The sequence below is a fragment of the Paenibacillus sp. MT86 genome (assembly GCF_058792535.1).
The window spans coordinates 2481776-2501937 of sequence record NZ_CM179499.1 but is presented as its reverse complement, the minus strand read 5'-3'; the positions used below and the strand labels follow the sequence as shown (position 1 = coordinate 2501937).

Annotated in this window: 17 protein-coding genes; 2 read left to right on the top strand and 15 right to left on the bottom strand. The window is 49.3% G+C overall.

Annotated elements, in window-relative coordinates:
• Positions 1–87 precede the first annotated feature (87 nt).
• The 8 genes from AC3RCL_RS10970 to AC3RCL_RS10935 form a co-directional block, all read right to left on the bottom strand.
• Positions 88–1317: a chromate transporter gene (locus AC3RCL_RS10970; protein ID WP_492535370.1), complete on the bottom strand. Its 1230-nt coding sequence runs from the start codon at positions 1315–1317 to the stop codon at positions 88–90.
• Between the two features lie 283 nt (positions 1318–1600).
• The gene (locus AC3RCL_RS10965) at positions 1601–2830 is read right to left on the bottom strand and encodes a CynX/NimT family MFS transporter (RefSeq protein WP_492535369.1); all 1230 of its coding nucleotides are present in this window, start codon (positions 2828–2830) and stop codon (positions 1601–1603) included.
• 144 nt (positions 2831–2974) lie between these two features.
• Positions 2975–4354, bottom strand: a complete 1380-nt coding sequence (locus AC3RCL_RS10960; protein ID WP_492535368.1) for a helix-turn-helix domain-containing protein — start codon at positions 4352–4354, stop codon at positions 2975–2977.
• Positions 4355–4667: 313 nt separating this feature from the next.
• Complete coding sequence (locus AC3RCL_RS10955; protein WP_492535367.1) at positions 4668–6056, bottom strand: transcriptional regulator; 1389 nt, start codon at positions 6054–6056, stop codon at positions 4668–4670.
• A 296-nt stretch (positions 6057–6352) separates the two neighbouring features.
• A complete protein-coding gene (locus AC3RCL_RS10950; protein WP_096774427.1) occupies positions 6353–7147 on the bottom strand; it encodes an ABC transporter ATP-binding protein in 795 nt (264 codons plus the stop codon).
• Positions 7147–8067 (bottom strand): ABC transporter permease, encoded by a 921-nt coding sequence (locus AC3RCL_RS10945; protein WP_492535366.1) that lies wholly within the window; start codon positions 8065–8067, stop codon positions 7147–7149. The genes AC3RCL_RS10950 and AC3RCL_RS10945 overlap by 1 nt, the downstream gene beginning before the upstream one ends.
• 60 nt (positions 8068–8127) lie before the next feature.
• Complete coding sequence (locus tag AC3RCL_RS10940) at positions 8128–9168, bottom strand: ABC transporter substrate-binding protein (protein WP_492536317.1); 1041 nt, start codon at positions 9166–9168, stop codon at positions 8128–8130.
• A 283-nt stretch (positions 9169–9451) separates the two neighbouring features.
• On the bottom strand, positions 9452–10090 hold the full coding sequence (locus AC3RCL_RS10935; protein ID WP_015736208.1) for an SGNH/GDSL hydrolase family protein: 639 nt from the start codon (positions 10088–10090) through the stop codon (positions 9452–9454).
• Positions 10091–10290: 200 nt separating this feature from the next.
• Here AC3RCL_RS10935 and trhO point away from each other — a divergent pair, with 200 nt between their 5' ends.
• Entirely contained in the window at positions 10291–11196 is a 906-nt protein-coding gene (gene trhO / locus AC3RCL_RS10930; RefSeq protein ID WP_009590706.1) for an oxygen-dependent tRNA uridine(34) hydroxylase TrhO, read from the top strand.
• A 99-nt stretch (positions 11197–11295) separates the two neighbouring features.
• Here the strand turns inward: trhO and AC3RCL_RS10925 are convergent, their stop codons facing one another.
• From AC3RCL_RS10925 to AC3RCL_RS10915, 3 genes are all read right to left on the bottom strand, one after another.
• On the bottom strand, positions 11296–11544 hold the full coding sequence (locus AC3RCL_RS10925; protein ID WP_015736210.1) for a YuzB family protein: 249 nt from the start codon (positions 11542–11544) through the stop codon (positions 11296–11298).
• Between the two features lie 90 nt (positions 11545–11634).
• A complete protein-coding gene (locus AC3RCL_RS10920; protein WP_096774430.1) occupies positions 11635–12426 on the bottom strand; it encodes an SDR family oxidoreductase in 792 nt (263 codons plus the stop codon).
• 245 nt (positions 12427–12671) lie between these two features.
• Positions 12672–13754 (bottom strand): lactonase family protein, encoded by a 1083-nt coding sequence (locus AC3RCL_RS10915; RefSeq protein ID WP_492535365.1) that lies wholly within the window; start codon positions 13752–13754, stop codon positions 12672–12674.
• 174 nt (positions 13755–13928) lie between these two features.
• Here AC3RCL_RS10915 and AC3RCL_RS10910 point away from each other — a divergent pair, with 174 nt between their 5' ends.
• Positions 13929–14096 carry a hypothetical protein gene (locus tag AC3RCL_RS10910; RefSeq protein WP_492535364.1) on the top strand — a complete coding sequence of 56 codons (168 nt, stop codon included), beginning with the start codon at positions 13929–13931 and terminating at the stop codon, positions 14094–14096.
• A 75-nt stretch (positions 14097–14171) separates the two neighbouring features.
• Here the strand turns inward: AC3RCL_RS10910 and odhB are convergent, their stop codons facing one another.
• From odhB to AC3RCL_RS10890, 4 genes are all read right to left on the bottom strand, one after another.
• A complete protein-coding gene (odhB, locus tag AC3RCL_RS10905; RefSeq protein WP_492535363.1) occupies positions 14172–15425 on the bottom strand; it encodes a 2-oxoglutarate dehydrogenase complex dihydrolipoyllysine-residue succinyltransferase in 1254 nt (417 codons plus the stop codon).
• A gap of 5 nt (positions 15426–15430) precedes the next feature.
• Positions 15431–18307 carry a 2-oxoglutarate dehydrogenase E1 component gene (locus AC3RCL_RS10900; protein ID WP_096774433.1) on the bottom strand — a complete coding sequence of 959 codons (2877 nt, stop codon included), beginning with the start codon at positions 18305–18307 and terminating at the stop codon, positions 15431–15433.
• 247 nt (positions 18308–18554) lie between these two features.
• Positions 18555–19454 carry a DUF72 domain-containing protein gene (locus AC3RCL_RS10895; RefSeq protein ID WP_492535362.1) on the bottom strand — a complete coding sequence of 300 codons (900 nt, stop codon included), beginning with the start codon at positions 19452–19454 and terminating at the stop codon, positions 18555–18557.
• 116 nt (positions 19455–19570) lie between these two features.
• Positions 19571–20080 carry a metallophosphoesterase family protein gene (locus tag AC3RCL_RS10890; RefSeq protein WP_492535361.1) on the bottom strand — a complete coding sequence of 170 codons (510 nt, stop codon included), beginning with the start codon at positions 20078–20080 and terminating at the stop codon, positions 19571–19573.
• Positions 20081–20162: the final 82 nt, after the last annotated feature.

Here is a 20162-nt window from a genome sequence, read left to right as displayed (position 1 = left end):
CTAATATTTAACCAATCCGATGCGATTTACTCCTGATCAATCAAATAACCCCCGGCACATCATGCCGAGGGCTATTCAATAAGGCCTTTACAGGAGAAACTGTCCTGCTAATGCGCCAATGATGACAACTAGCCACGGGGGACTCTTCCAGAACATCAGCATCCCGAACAGTCCCGCGCCGATCACAAATTCAAGCGGGCCGTGGATGGAGGAAGTCCATATGGGATGGTACAAAGCGGCCAGCAGAATTCCGACCACAGCCGCGTTCATGCCTGTCAGCATGCCCTGCAGTTTCGGGTTTCTTCTGATACCGTTCCAGAATGGCATGGCTCCTACAATGAGCAGAAATCCGGGCAGAAAGATGGCAAGCGTGGCAACGATGCCTCCGGGTATTCCCTGAATCAGGGCCCCAAGATAAGCGGCAAATGTAAACAACGGGCCAGGAACCGCTTGTGTCGCCCCGTAACCGGTTAGAAAATCCTCTTTAGACATCCATCCGTTCAGTACCGTCTCGCTTTCCAGCAGCGGAAGAACGACATGCCCTCCGCCGAATACAAGCGATCCGGCACGGTAGAAGCTGTCCACAATGGCTACCCATCCATTATCGGTTATCCCTTTAAGGAGCGGGAGACCTACTAACAGAACGACAAACGCTCCCAGGCAAAAGAGTCCGGCTCTCCGTCCGATCGGCATTTTCATCTCGGGTGTTGCCTCTTCGTTTACTTGACGCTTGAACAGCCACAATCCCGATAGGCCGGCTAGAGCGATCACCGTCACTTGAGACACGGGACTCTGCCACAGCAGCACGACGGCCATGGCGATTAACGCTACAGCTGCCCGGACAGGGCCTGAGGCCAGCTTTCCTGCCATACCGAGCACCGCTTGCGCTACGATGGCTACCGCGACGATTTTAAGTCCCTGAATCCAGCCTGCCGAGCCGGGATCGAAGGTTTGCATCAGATAGGCAAAAATCATAAGCATGAGCACGGACGGCAGCGTGAAGCCGAGCCAGGCGACAAGTCCGCCCCAGAGTCCGGCTCTCATAACCCCAACGCCAATGCCTACCTGGCTGCTGGCAGGTCCGGGAAGGAACTGGGCCAAGGCCACCAGATCCGCGTAGCTTTTCTCATCCAGCCATTGTTTGCGTCGTACGTAGGTCTGGTGAAAGTATCCGAGATGGGCAATCGGCCCGCCAAATGAAGTAAGTCCCAGCTGCAGAGCAGTCCACCAGGTTTCGCCGAGCGCACGCCACCTTCCGGACGGTTGTCTGTTGCCAACTTGAGACTGTGTTTGCTCTTTATGTGTCTGTAGATTCAAGATACCATCGCTCCCCGTTTGCTTGGTGTAATGTGATAGAACTCTTAACCCGTTCAGTCTTAAGTATATAGATCATCTTTATCAAATTTCAGAGTATACCATATTCTCATGATCAATCTACCCATTTATGTAAACGCAATGTAAATTTTTCAGACTTGAATGCTTCGCGTGAATGTCCGCACATGCATTAAAAAAAGAGCGATCCAACTGGAGTAACTCCATGGATCGCTCTTCATATCGTTCTAATAGCATGATGCATCACCAGATGCTGACTTCTGCAGCTTTAAGCCTCCGTCTTCGTTTCGTCCGGAACGGACAGATAACCTGGCTTCGCTGCCCCAAAACCAAAGATGAACAACACCACGACAACGGCGGACAGCACCGTCAGAGGCACCTTCCACCCTCCCGTTGCGTCATGCAGGAACCCGATCAGCATCGGACCGACGGCAGCCAGCAAATAACCCAGCGACTGGGCCATGCCCGATAACGCGGCGGCTTCGTGGGCCGTTTTGGTACGAAGGGTGAAGAACATCAGGGACAAACTGAAATTCGCCCCGCCCGAAATACCTACCAGCATCACCCATAGGAGATTCAATGAAGACATGCCGGATAACAAACCGGCATAACCGATCAGCATGGACAATGCAGAGATCGTTACCAGTACGCGCTGGTTCGGATTCCGGCCGGCCAAGACTGGAATGATGAAGGAAAACGGCAGGCTGACAAATTGGAGAATCGAGAGCATCCATCCTGCGGCGCCGTAATCCATGCCTTGGCTTCTCAGAATTTCTGGCAGCCAAGAGATGTTCACGTAGAACGTAAACGATTGAAGCCCCATAAATAAAGTAATATACCAAGCAAGCGGCGACTTCAGCACGCTCTGCTGCTTTCCGGCAGCCGAACTGACCTCAGCTGTTTTTCCGGAACTGAGGCGCTGGATCAGCCATACGATCATCGCCAATATGGACAAGGATCCCCAAATTAACAGGGAGCCCTGCCAACCAAGCCCGGCTTGGGTAGCCAGAGGAATGCTGACCCCCGATGCAATCGCGGCGAGCAGGTTCATCGAGGCGGAGTAGGTGCCTGTCATCAAACCGATATGGCGCGGGAAGTCCCGCTTGACCAGACTCGGGAGCAGCACGTTCCCTACGGCTATGGCCATACCTAGAAATGCGGTACCTATCAACAGCGTATAGGGAGACGATATCGAGCGTATGCCGATGCCGAAAGTCAGCACGACCATACTCAGCAGAAGGGTTGTCTCCAGTCCCCATTTTTTGGCCATGGCCGGCGCCATCGGCGACAGTAAAGCAAAGGCTAATAGCGGCAGCGTTGTCAGCATGCCTGCCAATGTGTTCGAAATTCCCGTATCCTCTCGAATGATTCCGATCAGCGGACCTACCGAAGTAATCGCCGCCCTGAGGTTAATGGCAATAAGGATGATGCCTGCAAAGATCAACCATGTGCGCCCTGTGGAATTGGTGTTTGGATCTATCGATGTTCTTGATGTCATGACATGGACTCCTTACTTTTCATGCGATATGTAAAAATAAACTTATCCGAGTTTATCACAAACCCGGACTTTAGGCCATAGCCCCGGGAGGTCAACATCCTGGCGGCAATGTCATGTAATAACGCATGGACGCACCGAAGAGCCCTACACAACCGGGCTCCAGGCATACACGGATAATTTTTGGACATCGCGAATCAATTCATTATACCGGTTCAGGATATCCTCGGTTGCAGCATGGCGGAACTGCTCAAAGATCCCCATGCACCGCAGCATCCCGTTATCGCTTTTGATTCTGATCGAATACTCGAGACTGTCCAGGATATAGGATAAACCGCGATCATACTGTTTGGCATTTAAATAGTATATCCCTAATTCGGCGAGAAGGCGGGTATATCGGTTTATTGTGACCTGATCGCTTATCTTTCCAAGCTCATTTTGCTGCGATCTATAATGCAAATGCTCTTTAAAACGGTCCAAAATCGGATCAACATGAAGTTGATAACGATTGGCTGCGACCATGATATTGCATAGAGCAAGAAAGATCTCATTTTCTCTCGATTCAACGTAATCTACATACTGATGTAGGGCACCTGGTTGTCCGCTCATTAAACTAAACATATAGCGATTTGCTTCAGCCCATTCGCTAAACTGACCTAAGATATGAGATTCCTCAGAACTGGGATTTATAACCCAATCTGGTTTATCGTACAATGATACATAGTGGAAAGCATTATCGTAATCTCCTCGTTCTTGACACAAATATGCCTGAACCAGGTACGAATAAAGTAAATAAAAAAGAAGAGGTCTATTAGGAAATTCAAGCGATTCAAAAGTATTTCTATTTTGCTGATAATGAATTCTGGCTTGATGTTCCATTCTTTTGGCAAGAGCTTCGATTTTATCCATACGCTGCAAAGATATATTCAGATTTATCAGCTTAACATATGCATCCAATTGATATATTTCATCTAACCTATCTATATAGGGCTCGAAATATACGGCAGCTTGTAAATTTTCCTCTTGGTTCTCACCTAATCTGATTAAGAATAGTCGATATTGGCAAAGAGCTAACCGTTCGGAATACTGCAATTTTTCGCATTCGGCTACGCATTCGTATAACAACGCAGCCGCTTTATACTTTTCCTCGATGAACAATTCTTCCGCCATTTCGAAAAGCATTGGTGCGTAATTGATGTTTTCCAACGTCATTCGTGCAGCTCTATGCAAACAATCCAATTTATCCAGTTCAGCACATCGCTCAAGAAAAGGCCTCAGCCTCCGCCAATCCGGAGTGGTATGGAAAATACTTTCCGTTATGTAAAGATTGTAGAAGTGCCCCTCTTCCAGACCCATCCCTTCGGTAATCCGGTCTAACTGGTGCATGGACATGGGACGATTACCATTCAAGATATTACTAAGTGTTCCGCTGTTAATGCCGGATATCCTGGCGAATTGGTTAATCGTCATACGATGATTCTGCAAATACCTTACTATTTCTCCGCGAATCGTGGCTGTCGTCTCCAAGTTACAACACCCCCAGATGGAAAACCAAATATTAGTAGAGTAAATAATTAATTACATGCTATATTTTTACATTCGTTAGGTCAATAGTGAATAACCGGAATAAATTTAGATGAAGGTTAATTGAATAGTTAATATGAAAAAGGCGGACCAGACTACCCACTGGAACCACCTTTTTCTTATAAACTATTCAGCTATAAATTACGTCTCTTGTCCTGAACCATGTCCTCCACTTAAAGGCCTGACCTGTTTATCTTGAGGAAATCTTGTGTCTGCATCATGCTTAGTATCCGAAATATTAAATATCCAAATAAAACTACAGATAACCAACAGATAAGCCAATTTTCTTTTCATTTCTTTTATGCACCTCACTGACCAAATTTTTATATTGTTTCTGTTTTTCAAATGATGAAACATGGCGAAACTGCTCAAATAACCCCATACATCTCAACATACCTTTAACACTATTAATTCTAATCGAATACGTTAAACTTTCCAATAAATAATCTATTCCTCTATCAAAATGTTCTCTTTTAAAATTGTATATAGCAAATTCAGCTAGCAAACGTGTAAATCGATCTAAAGTCACCTGTTTGCTTATTTTCCCAAGATGACTCTTTTGTTCTTGAAGAACCAAATAATCTTGAAAACGTTCAAGAATATGGTCGATTTGAATATAATATCGATTAGCAGCAATCATAATATTACATAGTGCTAGAAAAATTTCATCTTCTCTCTTGGCTACATATTCAACATAATCAATTATTACTTCGGCCTGTCCCGCCATTAGTTGATACGAGTAACGGTTTGCTTCAGCCCATTCCTTGAACTGAGTTATAATTTTTCTTTCTTGAGGATCGGGTTCCTGTATCCAATCGGGTTCAGAATATAGGGATATATAATATAAACCTTTTTCATAATCTTCTTGTTCACGTGAAACATCTGCTTGAATTAGATAAGCATACAAAATATAAAAAATAATTGGCTGCTTAGGATACTCTTGATTTTTGAAATCGTTTCTCAGTTGCTTATACTGAGCTAATCCTTTATTCTCCAATCTCTCAGCCAAATCTTTTATTTTATTCCATCGATGCAGAGAAAGGTTTACGTTGATTAATTTCACAAGCGCATCCAACTGATACATTTCATCTAAACGATCCACGTATGGCTCAAAATAAACGGCCGCTTGCAAGTTTGCATCCTGATCATCCGTAAGTTCTAATACAAACAACCGATACTGGCAAAGGGCCAGCCGCTCCGAATGCTGGAATCTTTCGCTCTCAGCCACACTCCTGTAGAGCAGCACGGCCGCCTCATGCTTCCCCTCTTTGAAAAAAACCTCGGCTGTTTCAAAGAGCAGCGGGGAGTATGAAATATTATCCATCGTCATTCGGACAGCCTTGTCCAAGCAGTCCAGCTTCCCCAGTTCCGCGCACCTGTGAAGAAACGGTCCCAGTCGACGCCAATCCGGCGTAGCATGAAAAATACATTCATCTATGTACAACTCGTAGAAATAACCCTCTTCCAGACCCATGCCTGACGTAATTCGGTCCAGTTGCTGCATGGAAATCGGGCGGTTCCCATTCAGAATATTGCTGAGTGTGCCGCTGTTGACCTCCGATATTTCAGCAAACCGATTAATCGTCATTTCGTTCTTATGTAGAAACTCTTCCATTTGTTCGCGAATCGTGGCTGTCATTTCCAAGCTAACACCACCCTCCAGGATCAGAACCCAAATATTAGTATATTTCTCTATACAGTAATCATATTGATTAATATTCCAGCGGTCAATACTTATTTACGTCATTTTTTTACATAAAATACCCAATAAGATTTAAAAATGCCAATTTCCTTGTAAATCTTATTCTATTTATATATCGTCAAATGAAATGACACGATGAGAAAAAGCGCTCCGAAATTTTCGGAAGCGCTTTTTTTTGCTGAATCTATGAACATCTTATTAATCTTCTGATCAAAGATTCCTTGTCTTGAAGTAGAATTTCACCCTAGAACCAAACGATCATCGGACAGCTTATGGCCGCTAATCTGCTCAAATTCCCCAAGCAACTGCTCCACCGTCAGGGATTTCTTGCGCTCTTCGTCCACATCCAGAATGATGCGTCCCTTATCCATCATAATGAGACGATTGCCAAGACGGATGGCTTGCTCCATGTTATGCGTGACCATGAGCGTGGTCAGCTTCATGTCGCGTACGATGTCATCGGTTATTCGGGTAATCAGCTCCGCACGAGCCGGATCAAGCGCTGCCGTATGTTCATCGAGCAGCAGGATTTGCGGCTGCGTGAAGGTTGCCATCAGCAAGCTTAGCGCTTGACGTTCCCCTCCCGACAGCATCCCTACTTTGGCTCGGAGCCGATCCTCGAGTCCAATGCCAAGCCGCTCTAGATGTTTGCGGAAGCCGGCCCGCTTGGATGCTGTAACGCCTATGCTGAGCCCGCGGGACTGGCCGCGACGATATGCCATCGCCAGATTCTCTTCAATGGTCATATGCGGCGCCGTGCCCGCCATAGGATCCTGAAATACCCGGCCGATCCAGCGGCTGCGACGGAATTCCGGCAGATGGCCAATCGAAGTGCCGTCAATGCGCACTTCACCCGCGTCCGGCTTCATTACCCCGGAAATGATATTCATCAGCGTGGACTTGCCTGCACCATTACTCCCGATAACCGTCACGAAATCCCCTGACTTCAAGTGAAGGTTGACGTCCATCAAGGCGATTTTCTCATCCACCGTCCCCGGGTTAAACAGCTTGGACACATGGTTCATTTCCAGCATCAGAGGGCACCTCCTTTGGTCTTCCCTTGCGTAGCTAACAGTTCGGTTGAGCGCCTCCGTGCCTGTGAACGCTGCTTCATCGCCCGGTTGATGGTCGGAACCACGAGAGCGATAATAACAATGATCGCAGTGATCAATTTCAAATCCGAAGCCTCCAGCCATGGAATTTCATAGGCAGCGGCAACAACAATCCGATAAATAATCGAACCGCATACGACCGCGAGCGTTGTCCGGAATACCGAGCCGGTTCCCAGAACAGCCTCGCCAATGATAACGGACGCCAAGCCAATGACAATCATTCCAATACCGGAGCCGATGTCCGCAAAACTTGATTGCTGGGCAACCACAGCGCCGGATAAGGCCACCAGCCCGTTCGAGATGCTTAGCCCCAGAATGGTTGTCGTGTCCGTGTTGGCACCAAAGCTGCGGATCATCCGCTTGTTATCGCCTGTCGCGCGGAGCGCAAGGCCAAGATCCGTGCGGAAGAATGCATCCAGCAGCAGCTTGCCGATGATCACAATCACTAACATAATATAGATCGGATCAATGGATCCGAAGATATTCGCTTCCTGGCTCAACGAAATATTAGGCTTGCCCATTATCCTCATATTAATCGAGTACAGCGCAATCATCATAATAATACCCGAGAGCAAACCGTTGATTTTACCCTTGGTGTGCAGCAGGCCTGTACAGATACCGGCTAACATACCTCCGGCAAATGCGGCCAGCGTGGCAAGCCATGGATTCACACCGTTGGTAATCAGAATCGCCGCAATCGCCGCGCCTGTCGTAAAACTTCCATCCACCGTCAGATCCGGAAAATCCAGAATCCGGAACGTAATATACACGCCAAGTGCCATCAGCGCATACAGCAGCCCCAATTCAATCGGACCATCCAGCCTCATCACGAATTCCAGCATGTCATGACCTCCTTAAGGATTAAGAAGTAAGGCGCGGGCTGTTATCTCCGCGCCTTACCGTTACTCGATGATGTTGTTGTCCGGGTCCTTGACTTCCTGTTTCATGGCGTCGGTCACTTCAATTCCATATTCAGCCGCAACCTTCGTGTTCAGGATCAGATCCAGCTTATCCGGCTTCGTGATTTCCATGTCCCCCGGGTTCTTGCCGTTTTTCAGTATCTCTACGGCCATCTGGCCGACTTGATATCCATGATCGTAGTACTTGAATCCAACCGTTGCAAAAGCTCCCTTCTCCACCGTATCACGGTCACTGGAAAAGAACGGTATTTTGTTTTTTTGTGCTGTCTGAATAATTGTCTCGACTCCACTTACCACGGTATTATCCAGCGTGATATAAAAGGCATCGACTTTACCGACTAGCGATTCCGCTGCTTGCTTCACTTCCGAAGTATTGGTAACGGAAGCTTTCACAAGCTCGATTCCATGCTCCGAAAGCACCTCTTCTGCCGTGTTGGCCATAACAACCGCATTTGCTTCTCCTTCATCTAAGACCAAACCAATCCTCTTAACATTTGGAAAATGAGTATTTACAAAATTCATCAATTGTTTGGTTGCTTCCGGGTTCGTGTCAGATGCCCCGGTGATGTTGCCCCCGGGTTTCTTCAAATCGCTGACCAGCTTCGCATCGAGCGGATCTGTTACAGCTGCGAACAAGACCGGCTTCTCCTTCACGTTCTGCGCCACAGCCTGTGCCGAATCAGTTGCAATTGCAATCACCAGATCCGCTTTCGTATCCTTCAACTTCTGTCCGATCGAGAGGTTGTTCGCCGGGTCACCTTGTGCATTGTTGTAATCAATCTTCAGCGTATTGTCTTCCTCGGAAATTCCGGCTTCCTTCAAAGCCGCCAGAATGCCTTCCCGCGTTGCATCCAAGGATGGATGCTCAACGATCTGCGAAATCGCGATGCTGTAGGATTTCTTCTCGGCATCTCCGCCGCTGCCCGTTTGAGTCGTACCGCCGCCTTCCGGCTTGTCCCCGCAGCCTACTGCCGTAACCAGCAGCGCGGAGAGTGTAAGTGATAACCACATTTTTCTCTTCATCATGAATCCCCTCTCTTTTATTAACCGCTTCAATAATTTTCTACATAAAGCGACAACGCTTCCCCGCTTTCATAGACGAAAGCATTAAAGTCAAAAAATAAGTCGTTCCTATTGAACAACGGTCTATTATGAACATTTTATATGTACCCAATTGTATTCGTCAATCAAGATTTTCTAAGGGAGGATGCTTTCCATAAAGAACATCCCCGGATGTCATACGTCTCCGGGGATGCCAGTATAACGAAACCATATTTATATAGTAGAAAAAATCTTAAAATAACCTCTACAGAATGGAACGGCCCTGCATGGTCGCAAGCCAAGCATCTGCCATAAGAGCATGCCCTGCCGGCGATGGATGCACGCCATCAGGCGCCCAATAACTCATCTCAATCTTGGCGCTGGCTGCAGCGAATATGCCGTCGAGCGGAACGTACAAGGTTTCAAATTCGCGCGACAATTCGCGAACGGCCTGAATTTTTGGGTCCAGATCTTCTCGCCATTCCTTCTTCGCTTCCGTAACGGGCAGCAGGAAGGGCTCCATGAGAATGAAACTCGCGCCGGTCAACTCGCGGGTTTGGATTAGCAGCTCCCTGTAGCCTTCATAATAAGCTTCCACGGACGTGGTTTCGCCGCGATTAAACCTCCTGCCGGTTTCATTGATGCCGACCAGGATGGATACCCATGTCGGATCCAGATCGATGCAATCTTCCTCCCAGCGCCCCCGCAGATCGACGACCCGGTTGCCGCTGATTCCCCGGTTTACAAAACGCAGCCTTTTCAAAGGCAGCTCCATACCAAGACGGGCAGCAGCCATCAGCGCGTATCCATGCCCCAAACTGTCCGACTCCTCGTAATTTCGCCCGCAATCGGTGATGCTGTCGCCTTGAAACAATACGAGTGCATTTTGCTCGATATGTACCATGCTGTTCAACGCCTCCAATAATGAAAGTGTTCACCTGCTCACCCCTTCATCATAACCGCTTTCAAGCATTCGTGAAACCCCTTAAATTCACATATCATGGCAAACTTTCTATACATTTAAGTTGACTATGTGGAATGAATTCACTACAATTCTATAGGTATACGTATGGCTGAATCTTAAAAAGAACAGGTGATTAAATCATGTCAGAGCAACAGAACTATCAGATCCTTCTCTATTATAAATTTGTTCAAATCCCGGACCCTGAAGCGTTCAAAGACGAGCATCTGCAATACTGCAAAGATCTCGGGCTTAAAGGACGCATCCTGGTTGCCTCCGAAGGCATCAATGGCACGGTATCCGGTACGGTTGAACAGACTGAGCAATATATGCAGGATATGCACGCCAATCCGCTATTTGCGGATATGGTGTTTAAGATTGACCCATCCGAAGGGCATGCCTTCAAAAAGATGTTCGTCCGTCACCGCGAAGAACTCGTTACGTTCCGTGTCGAGGATGAACTCGACCCTAACGTGGTCAGCGGAAAACGCCTATCGCCCCAGGAATTCTTTGAACACTTGCAGCGCGATGATGTCATCGTCATCGACGGACGGAATGATTATGAGTACGACATCGGTCATTTCCGCAATGCGATAAGACCAGAGGTCCAATCCTTCCGGGAGTTTCCGGAATGGATTCGCGAGAACCTGAGCGAGCACAAGGATAAAACCATCCTGACTTACTGCACAGGGGGCATCCGCTGCGAGAAGCTGACCGGCTTTATGCTCAAGGAAGGCTTCAAAGACGTTGCTCAGCTTGAGGGCGGCATTGTCACCTACGGGAAAGATCCTGAAGTACAGGGCCGTCTCTTCGACGGAAAATGTTATGTATTTGATGAGCGCATTTCCGTTCCGATCAATCAAACGGACGAGGATGTTATCGTGGGCAAATGCCATCATTGCGGAAAGCCCGAAGATCGGTACATCAACTGCGACAATGACGCCTGCCACCTGCAGCATGTGTGCTGCGAAGAGTGTGAGGAGCTTCATCATGGCTGCTGCTCCGCGGAGTGCGAAGAAATTGTTGCTGCAAGCCACAATGCTTCCTAATCCAATCAAGGCATGTATCAATAACCAAACGAAAGGGCAAGGCGCGAATCATTCGCGCCTTGCCCTTTTACTATACGTTCTCGTCTGCATTCAGACGTATTAAATATCGTGGAAAACAGCCAATTCAGCTTCGATAGCAGCTTTGATCTTCTCGACGCATTCTTCCGTCGTTGCCGCGAATACACGTTTACCATTCACCAGTGCATATGGCCGCAGCTTGCATAGACCGCAAAGATTCATGCAATCCGCCCGCAGGACAGCGATTTCGGGATACAATTCCTCAAGATGCTCAAGTTCCAAAGCACTCATCAAGTTGCTGTCGCATATTTCCACAACAACAATCCCCATCCCCATCTTTATCACCACTATTCATTTGACAATTCGTTCATTCATTATGAGGAAAACGCCCGGATTTGTCAAATCGATCGTAGGGTTTGATCAATGGATGAGGGATTCCGCACCATCGATATAAATTTCCGTACCGGTAATATGGGAAGCATCATCCGATGCCAGAAAGGCTACGAGCTGAGCAACCTGTGATGGCTGTCCCGGTCCGTCCGCCAAAGGCTGGTCTCCCTCAGGGTATTCAATCGGAATCGTCACCTCGTCCAGCTCCGGCTTCGCAATGGTGCTCTCATCAATATTCGTTGCAATCGCACCTGGGCAAATAGCGTTCACCCGGATTTTGTAACGGGCGAGCTCCAGCGCCGCCATCTTCATGAAGGCCACCTGTCCCGCCTTCGTGGTGCTGTATGCGGAGAAACCAAACCCGGTAAATACCCGGTTTCCGTTAATGGAGCTCGTAATGATGATGCTGCCGCCATGATCCTTTAAGTAAGGAATCGCGTATTTTACCGTAGCAAACGTTCCTCTCAAATTCGTGTTAATGGTAGCATCCCATTCATCCAGCTCCATGATCTCGATCGGAGCTTTGGTCCCATTAATACCGGCATTCGCAAATACGATATCAATCTTTCCCCACTGCTCGGCGGCTTGACTGAAGCAATCCTTCAGCGATTCCGCTTTGGAAATATCGCAGTTGCCCGTGAGCACTTCGCCCCCGCCATCTTCTATGGTCTTCTTCACTTTCTCTACGCGTTCACGATCGATGTCGATCAACAGGAGTTTAGCTCCTTGCTCTGCCATAAGAAGGGCTGCGGCCCGGCCGATTCCGGAACCAGCACCGGTAACGATGGCTACTTTACCATCCAAACGTTGATTTGTTGTCATTGCCACAACCTCCTCGTTTAAGTTTTCATGATTATAGATAACCCAACGAGTCCGTATCTGAATCTTGGCAATCCGAGCCTGCCGTGCAGCAAGCAGCAAGCAGCAAGCAATCATATCCCAGCGGTAATGCCTAACCCGATGAAAAAAAGAAATCGTCCCCCGCCTCATGGTAACACCTTACCACACGAGCCGTAAGAACGATCTCTTTGCATTCATTTCCTATGAGAGGATCAAGTCTTCCAGGCCTATCGTTGGAATACCGCAGGTTTAACGCATACCGGCTTGGATTGCGAAACCGTATACCCGGTAAAGTCAAGCTTGCCGTCTTCCGGATTCACGTTAAACAATACCAGGTTATTCCCGTCCCGATTGGCAACGATGAGGAATTTCCCCCTCGGCATGAGCGTAAAATGACGCGGATGGCCGCCCTCCGTCGAAATATATTGCACCGGGCTTAAACGACCGGTATCTTCATGCACGTTAAATACTACAATGCTGTCGTGTCCGCGGTTCGATCCGTATACCGTTTTGCCATCCGGGGACACGGCGATTTCGGCACAATAGCTCTCCCCGTCAAAATCCGCAGGCAGTGTCGATACCGTTTCCAGCACCTCTAAACGTCCCGCTTCTTGATCGTAGCGAAGCACCGTGACACTGGAATTCAGCTCGTTGATGACATAAGCATAGGAACCGCTGGGATGGAAAGCCAAATGACGGGGCCCTACGCCCGCGTCCAGCTGGGTTTCGCCGTGAAAGCTCAGCTCTTGCTTATTCTCATTTATCGTATATGCAAGAATCTTGTCCAATCCCAAGTCCTGTACGAACACATATTGACCATCCGGACTGTAAAATGCCGAGTGCGCCCTGGATTGCTGATCATCACGCACTGTCACGAGATCCGTATGTTTCTTCTCATCCAGCAGTTTGCCGGCTTGTCCATTCTCATCGATCGAATGAAGACCTACCAGGCCTCCATGATAACTCGAAACAATCAGATACTTGCTCGATTCATCACGCTGAATGTGGCAAGTGGAGCTGCTGACACTGCGGGTACGATTCAATTCGGACAGTTTGCCGGCCTCCGGGTCAATTTCAAAGCTGATGACCTCGGCTGCTTTGCCGCCTTGATCTGCAATTTCGCCGATGGCATACAAACGTCCGTTATCCGGATCGACGTTCAAGAAAGTGGGATTTTTAATGCCGGATACTTCATCAAGCAGCTTCAGCTCGCCGCTGTCCTCGTTAAATTCATAAACACATACCCCGCTTTGATGATCTTCCGCATACGCACCTGTAAACAGCAGTGTGCGCTGTGATGGATTCGCCATAAAATCCGATCTCTCCTCTCGTATATCTATCATTTCATGTCCTATGTAGTGATGCTTTCAGTTACCATGTTAACTTCAACCCTGATGAAAATCAAATGACTCGCCGTTTGCAGCCTGTTTGTCTTTTGCCATACCGGGTATGTATGTATTACATTGACTGAAGGAGGTATTCCCATGAATCAACCGAACAGCGAAGAAGTACGCAATCATCAGGACACGGAGAACGACTCCCAGGAACAACGCGACAAGGTGAAGAAGCATCAGGATGTGGAGCCTCAGGCTGAGAATTGGAATCCCCGGGATCTTCCCGATCCAGACGATAAAAATCAATCTAAATCCTAATCGCGCAATAAGAAAGGCCGCATGGACACTGCCATGCGGCCTTCTTATATAGGTGAGTCTCTTTGGCTTGGATGATTATCCTTCCAGAAGCAGCGACTCCGGATCTTCGAGGAGCTCTTTCACGGTTACAAGGAAGCGAACCGCCTCGGAACCGTCAACGATCCGATGATCGTAAGACAATGCGATGTACATCATCGGACGATTTTCCATGCGTTCAGCATCAATCGCTACCGGGCGAAGCTGGATTTTGTGCATGCCGAGGATACCCACCTGAGGCGTATTCAGGATCGGCGTAGACAACAGCGAGCCGAAGACGCCGCCATTCGTAATCGTAAACGTACCGCCTTGCAGCTCAGACAAGGACAGCGCGTTATTGCGGGCTTTGGCAGCCAGATTGCCGATTTCCTTCTCAATCTCGGCAAAACCAAGACGATCGGCATCGCGAACGACCGGAACGACAAGCCCTTCTTTGGCGGATACCGCAATACCGATATCATAGAATTTCTTCACGACGATATCGTCGCCGTCGATCTCGGCGTTCAGATGCGGGAATCTCTTCAACGCACCCACAACCGCTTTGGTGAAGAAGGACATGAAACCGAGCCCTACGTCATGCTTCTCTTGGAATGCTTGCTTACGACGCTTGCGCACGTCCAGGATCGCAGTCATATCCACCTCATTGAAGGTCGTCAGCATGGCAGCCGTATGCTGCGCTTCGACCAAACGATTCGCAATCGTTTGACGACGGCGGGACATGCGGGTACGTTCAACCGGTTTGCCATACTCGGCAGCAGGTGCTTGTGCTGCCGGCTTGCTAGGTGCCGCAGACGGCTTAGCTTCGTTATGATTCTTCACATCATCATGGTAAATCCGACCGATCGGGTCGCGGCCCTGTACCTGGTCCAGATCAATCCCGCGTTCACGAGCCAGTTTGCGTGCGGATGGCGATGCAGTCAGACCTGCTCCTTCCTCGTTCTGAGCCGGTACCGGAGCTTGCGGTTTCGGTGCTTCTGCGGCGGGTGCCGAAGCAGCTTCCGTTTGCACGGAGGCTGGAGCTTCAGCCGCCTTCGGCGCCGATGCGCTTGGAACGCCTTCCTGCGGAGAAATTTGACCGATCACTTCGCCGATCGTTACGTTCTCCCCTTCTTGACGAAGGATTTTTTCCACAACGCCTTCAGACTCTGCGCTAATTTCAAGATTAACCTTATCCGTTTCTAACTCGAGCAGCACATCACCGATGTTGACGCTATCCCCTTCTTTTACGTGCCATTTGAATATCGTTCCTTCGGTGATGGATTCGCCCATAGCTGGTACAGTAATTTCGCTCACAGCCGCTACCTCCCCAATGAGATCTCTTGATTTATAGTTTTACGATTAAGGGCAAAAGAAATGATGGTCTGTTGCTCATAAGCATGAACATCCTGATATCCGCTAGCAGGGCTCGAACGCTCAGGACGTCCGCTGTAACGGACCTCTGTGCCTTTAGGTGCAATTTCACGAATTCTCGGCTCCATGAAGCTCCAGCCGCCCATGTTCTGAGGCTCTTCCTGAACCCACAGAATCTCTTTCAGGTTCGGATACTTCTGCATCACACGGGAAATTTCTTCTTTAGGGAAAGGATACAGCTGTTCCACACGAAGAATGTGGATCCAGGATTGGTCCTCACCCTTCTGCTTATCCAGCGCGTCTTCCAAGTCGATCGCGATTTTCCCCGAGCACAATACAAGGCGTTCCACCTTCTTAGGTGTTTGACCTAGACCCGGCTGTTCCATTACCTTCTGGAAACCGCCTTCGCTAAACGCGTTCACAGGCGACGCGACACGCGGGTTACGGATCAAGCTCTTCGGAGCCATAACCACCAGCGGCTTGGCATCGTCCGTGTTGGTTAGGGAAGCCTGTTTGCGCAGCAGGTGGAAATATTGGGCGGCCGAAGTCAGATTCGCAACCGTCCAGTTATCCTCGCCGCTCAGCTGGAGGAACCGTTCCAATCTGGCGCTGGAGTGCTCTGGACCGTTTCCTTCATAGCCGTGAGGAAGCAGCATCACCAAGCTGGACTTCTGTCTCCACTTCGAACGTCCGGCCGTAATGAACTGGTCGATGATCACCTGTGCACAGTTGACGAAATCGCCGTACTGCGCTTCCCAGATCACCAAAGTCTCGGGAGAGTACACATTGTAGCCATATTCAAATCCAACGACCGCAGCTTCGGTCAGCGGGCTGTTATGGATCGCGAACGATGCCTTGGCTTGCGGCAGCCGGTGCAGCGGGCAGAAGGTTTCTCCATTAACCGCATCGTGAAGCACCAGGTTTCGATGGGCAAACGTTGCACGTTCGGCATCCTGTCCCGTGATCCGGATCGGCTTGCCGTCAGCGAGAATCGTAGCGAAGGCCAGCGTTTCGGCATGACCCCAGTCCACCTTCTCGCCCTCGTCAAGCGAATTGCTGCGCCGCTCGAGGATGCGTTGAAGCTTTGGATATACCGTAAAGCCTTCAGGCCACTGCAGGAGCTCGCGGTTAATGCCGCGCAGCACCTCTGCAGATACATTCGTCGCGGCTTCCGTCTTGGATTTGCCGTCCGTAGGGTTCAGTCCGAGCAGAATCTGATCAACCGGATCCTTCGTCTTCACGTTCTCGTAAGAGTTCTTCAAGACCTCCACGACGCCGTTCTTCAAACCGTCCACTTGTTCTTGGGTCAGAATGTTTCCATCCACCAGTTTCTTCATATAAATCGTGCTGACGGTTGGATGGTTCTTCACCTTCTGGTAGATCAGCGGCTGGGTCGTTTCCGGATCGTCCGTCTCGTTGTGGCCATATTTCCGGTAGCCGACAAGATCGATCAGAATGCTCTTCTTGAACTTGTTGCGGTAATCGCTGGCAAGACGGGCCACTGCGATACACGCTTCCGGATCATCCGCGTTCACGTGGATAATCGGAATCTCATAACCTTTTGCCAAATCGCTCGCATAATGGGTCGATCTGGAATCCTTGCCTTCCGTCGTGAATCCGATGCGGTTGTTCACGATGATGTGAATCGATCCGCCCGTACGGAACGCCGGCAATTTATTGAAGTTCAAGGTTTCCGGCACGATGCCTTCGCCAGGGAACGCGGAATCGCCATGAATCTGAATGCTCAGCGCTTTGTTCACATCCTGCTTCGGATAACCCGCTTCGCTGCGATCCTCCTGGGCGGCACGAGCAAAGCCCTCTACTACCGGATTGACGTATTCCAGGTGACTCGGGTTGTTCGCAAGCGTGATCCGAACCTGCCGGGCTTCATCCTTCTTCAGGTAACGGTCCGCGCCCAAATGGTACTTTACGTCGCCCGTCCAGCCATAGTTGATGCCCATGGAGCCTTCGGACGGCACCAAATGTTTATTCGGCGAGTGCATGAACTCCGAGAAAATCTTGCCGTAATCCTTGCCCAGCACATGAGCCAGAACGTTCAAACGTCCGCGGTGCGCCATACCCACGAGAATGGAGTTGACATCCGCTTCGGCCATTTGGCGAACGATCTCGTCGAGCAGCGGCACGAGTGCCTCATTGCCCTCAACCGAGAAGCGCTTCGCGCCTACGAACGTGCGATGCAGGAATTCCTCGAACTGCTCGGCTTCGAGCAGCTTCTTCAACAATCCCCTGCGCTCTTCAACGCTCATGTCGGACAAGTAGCGGCCTGATTCGGCCTGCTGGTTGAGCCACTTGCGTTCTTCTTCATCGTGGACGTGGCTAAATTCATAGGCAATGGAGCCTGTATATAGTTGCAACAGCCGCTGGATTGCCTCTAAGCCGTTCTTGATATCGCCAGGAGCCTCCTCCCAGACGATCTCTGCAGGCAGGGCGGCCAAATCCGCTTGGCTGAGTTGGTAGCTTTCCGGTTGAAGCAGACGCGTGTCGGCTTCGTTTCCGATTCCAATCGGATCAATGTCTGCGGCCAGATGACCGTAGGTTCTAATGTTCCACACCAGTTTGCCGGCAGCTACCCCTTTTTTCATCAATTGCGGGTCGTAGCTTACACCCTGTCCCTGCGAATCCGCTTTCTTTTCATTGTTTTCCAAAGATGGAGGCGGTCCCCAGCTTGCGAACAGCTCGCGGTATCCTGGCTCCACAGATTGCGGGTCTTGCAAAAACTTCTCATACTGATCTTGAATGTACCCCAAGTTCGGACCGTGATATTTCTGCCATGGTCCCTCTGTCATTCTGTCAAGGGTCTTCATCGCTGACTCCCTCCGTCAGATTATTTTGATTGCTCAAGGACGGAATTTCTAATTTTACATTTTGCATACTACATTTTACATTAAATAAACGTTTTCTTACGATTACATTATAATACACTTGGCCTCAATACCGAAAATACCCTTTATATATAATAATGATCTCAGAAACAGATGAATTTGCGTCAATTTTTTGACGATTTGTCCGCTCGTTCACCAGTTCCCTGTATGGGGTTCCATTTAAACCCATTTATTCGGAAAAAATATCCTCTTCCAGCCAATCCATCTGCCGCAGCGGCTCGGGGCCGGTGTCCATCCCCAGCAGTTGAAGAAGCTGTTTGGCGTTGTCGGAAGCATCGCCTCCCGAATTGTTGTTGAAGATAATCCAGCACTGCTTCGCTTTCTTTAGCAATTGCTCTATCCATCCTCTCAGCTGTTCCAATTCTTCCGGACTGTAACGGTACAAATACCGGACCTCTCGCCAGTTGGGCTGACCGCTGGAATGCCACCCATCGGCGTTTCGTCCGTGCATCCGGATCATCACGGCCTCCGTGCCCGATGTCTCAAGCACGACCGGCACCGATCCGATACCGGCTTGCGGCTCGTCGGCTATGCTGTGGATCCAGCCCTCGCTCCGCATAAATTCGAGGGTCTTCTCGCGAAACTCCGGCGCATACCAGCTCTGATGGCGAAACTCCAAGGCTACCGGAACGTCCTTCATCCATTCCCGCGTACGCTTCAGCGTGTCCACATGCTTGCGTTCGCAACCAAACCATGGCGGGTATTGGAATAGCACGGTCCTTAATTTGTCCGCCGCTCGCAATTCTTCGACCGATGCAAGCAAATGATCGAACATCGCTTTTACGCTGGGATATCTGTCCTTGCCCTGTCCGCGGGCATGTCCTGTCATGCCCTGATAGGCCTTTACAATAAAACCGAAATGGTCCGGGACGGCTGCCGCCCATTTTGTCATTTGTTCCGGCGAGGGTATGGCATAGAACGAATTGTCCATCTCCACGATGGGAAAATGCCTGCTGTACATTTCCAGCTTATCTGCAGGCCTTGCCCCTTCGTCGTACAGCTTGTCATGATCCCCCCACCCGGACAAACCTACCTGAATTACATCTTTTTGTTTATCTTCCTTTGACATAACAATCCTCACATCCACATGATTTACCATATCGGGGACTTCTATTAATTAACCTGATACGGGTGATTTCAAAAGCAGGCAGCCCCATACTGATTTTACCAATGCCTTGATTTCGTTCACTTCCGATCATAAAAAACATGATAGGCTTCCAGGTTACCGTCCAGGATCTCGACCCTTCCATGCGAATAACGGGGCTGCCGCCTTTTATCCGTAGCGGAACCGGGATTGAACAGCAGGAACCCCTGTACATCTTCTTTAAAGGGAATATGGGAGTGGCCGAACAAGATGCAGTCCACCTCCGTATCTGCAAAAGCTTTTCTGGCTCGTGATGGCGTCGTTCCGCCTTGACCGTGTCCGTGCACAATCCCGATGCGCTTGCCTTCGATTTCAACCAGTCTTTTATACCCAAAGCGTTCCACGATCCGCGTGTCATCCACATTCCCGGCCACGCCCTCCACGGGAGCATATTGACTTAACAGCTCGTAGAGCTCCCAATCGGACCAGTCTCCGGCATGAACAATAAGCTCCGATTGCCGTAAATCTTCAAGCAGCGGGTCTGGCAGTTCCTTCGCCTTTTTGGGCATATGGGTGTCTGACAATACCGTAATCCGATATGGGCGACTCATTGGGATGCACCTCTTCTTATGGTTATGTAATGCTGCAATACCAGCCATCTGACATTCATCTATATCCTACCAAATAAACGAA

Bases quoted from the DNA above. Each gene is read 5' to 3' on its own strand.
- AC3RCL_RS10965 (WP_492535369.1), bottom strand. From the start codon at position 2,830: ATGACATCAAGAACATCGATAGATCCAAACACCAATTCCACAGGGCGC.
- AC3RCL_RS10950 (WP_096774427.1), bottom strand. From the start codon at position 7,147: ATGCTGGAAATGAACCATGTGTCCAAGCTGTTTAACCCGGGGACGGTG.
- AC3RCL_RS10945 (WP_492535366.1), bottom strand. From the start codon at position 8,067: ATGCTGGAATTCGTGATGAGGCTGGATGGTCCGATTGAATTGGGGCTG.
- AC3RCL_RS10940 (WP_492536317.1), bottom strand. From the start codon at position 9,168: ATGAAGAGAAAAATGTGGTTATCACTTACACTCTCCGCGCTGCTGGTT.
- AC3RCL_RS10935 (WP_015736208.1), bottom strand. From the start codon at position 10,090: ATGGTACATATCGAGCAAAATGCACTCGTATTGTTTCAAGGCGACAGC.
- trhO (WP_009590706.1), top strand. From the start codon at position 10,291: ATGTCAGAGCAACAGAACTATCAGATCCTTCTCTATTATAAATTTGTT.
- AC3RCL_RS10925 (WP_015736210.1), bottom strand. From the start codon at position 11,544: ATGGGGATTGTTGTTGTGGAAATATGCGACAGCAACTTGATGAGTGCT.
- AC3RCL_RS10920 (WP_096774430.1), bottom strand. From the start codon at position 12,426: ATGACAACAAATCAACGTTTGGATGGTAAAGTAGCCATCGTTACCGGT.
- AC3RCL_RS10915 (WP_492535365.1), bottom strand. From the start codon at position 13,754: ATGGCGAATCCATCACAGCGCACACTGCTGTTTACAGGTGCGTATGCG.
- AC3RCL_RS10910 (WP_492535364.1), top strand. From the start codon at position 13,929: ATGAATCAACCGAACAGCGAAGAAGTACGCAATCATCAGGACACGGAG.
- AC3RCL_RS10900 (WP_096774433.1), bottom strand. From the start codon at position 18,307: ATGAAGACCCTTGACAGAATGACAGAGGGACCATGGCAGAAATATCAC.
- AC3RCL_RS10895 (WP_492535362.1), bottom strand. From the start codon at position 19,454: ATGTCAAAGGAAGATAAACAAAAAGATGTAATTCAGGTAGGTTTGTCC.
- AC3RCL_RS10890 (WP_492535361.1), bottom strand. From the start codon at position 20,080: ATGAGTCGCCCATATCGGATTACGGTATTGTCAGACACCCATATGCCC.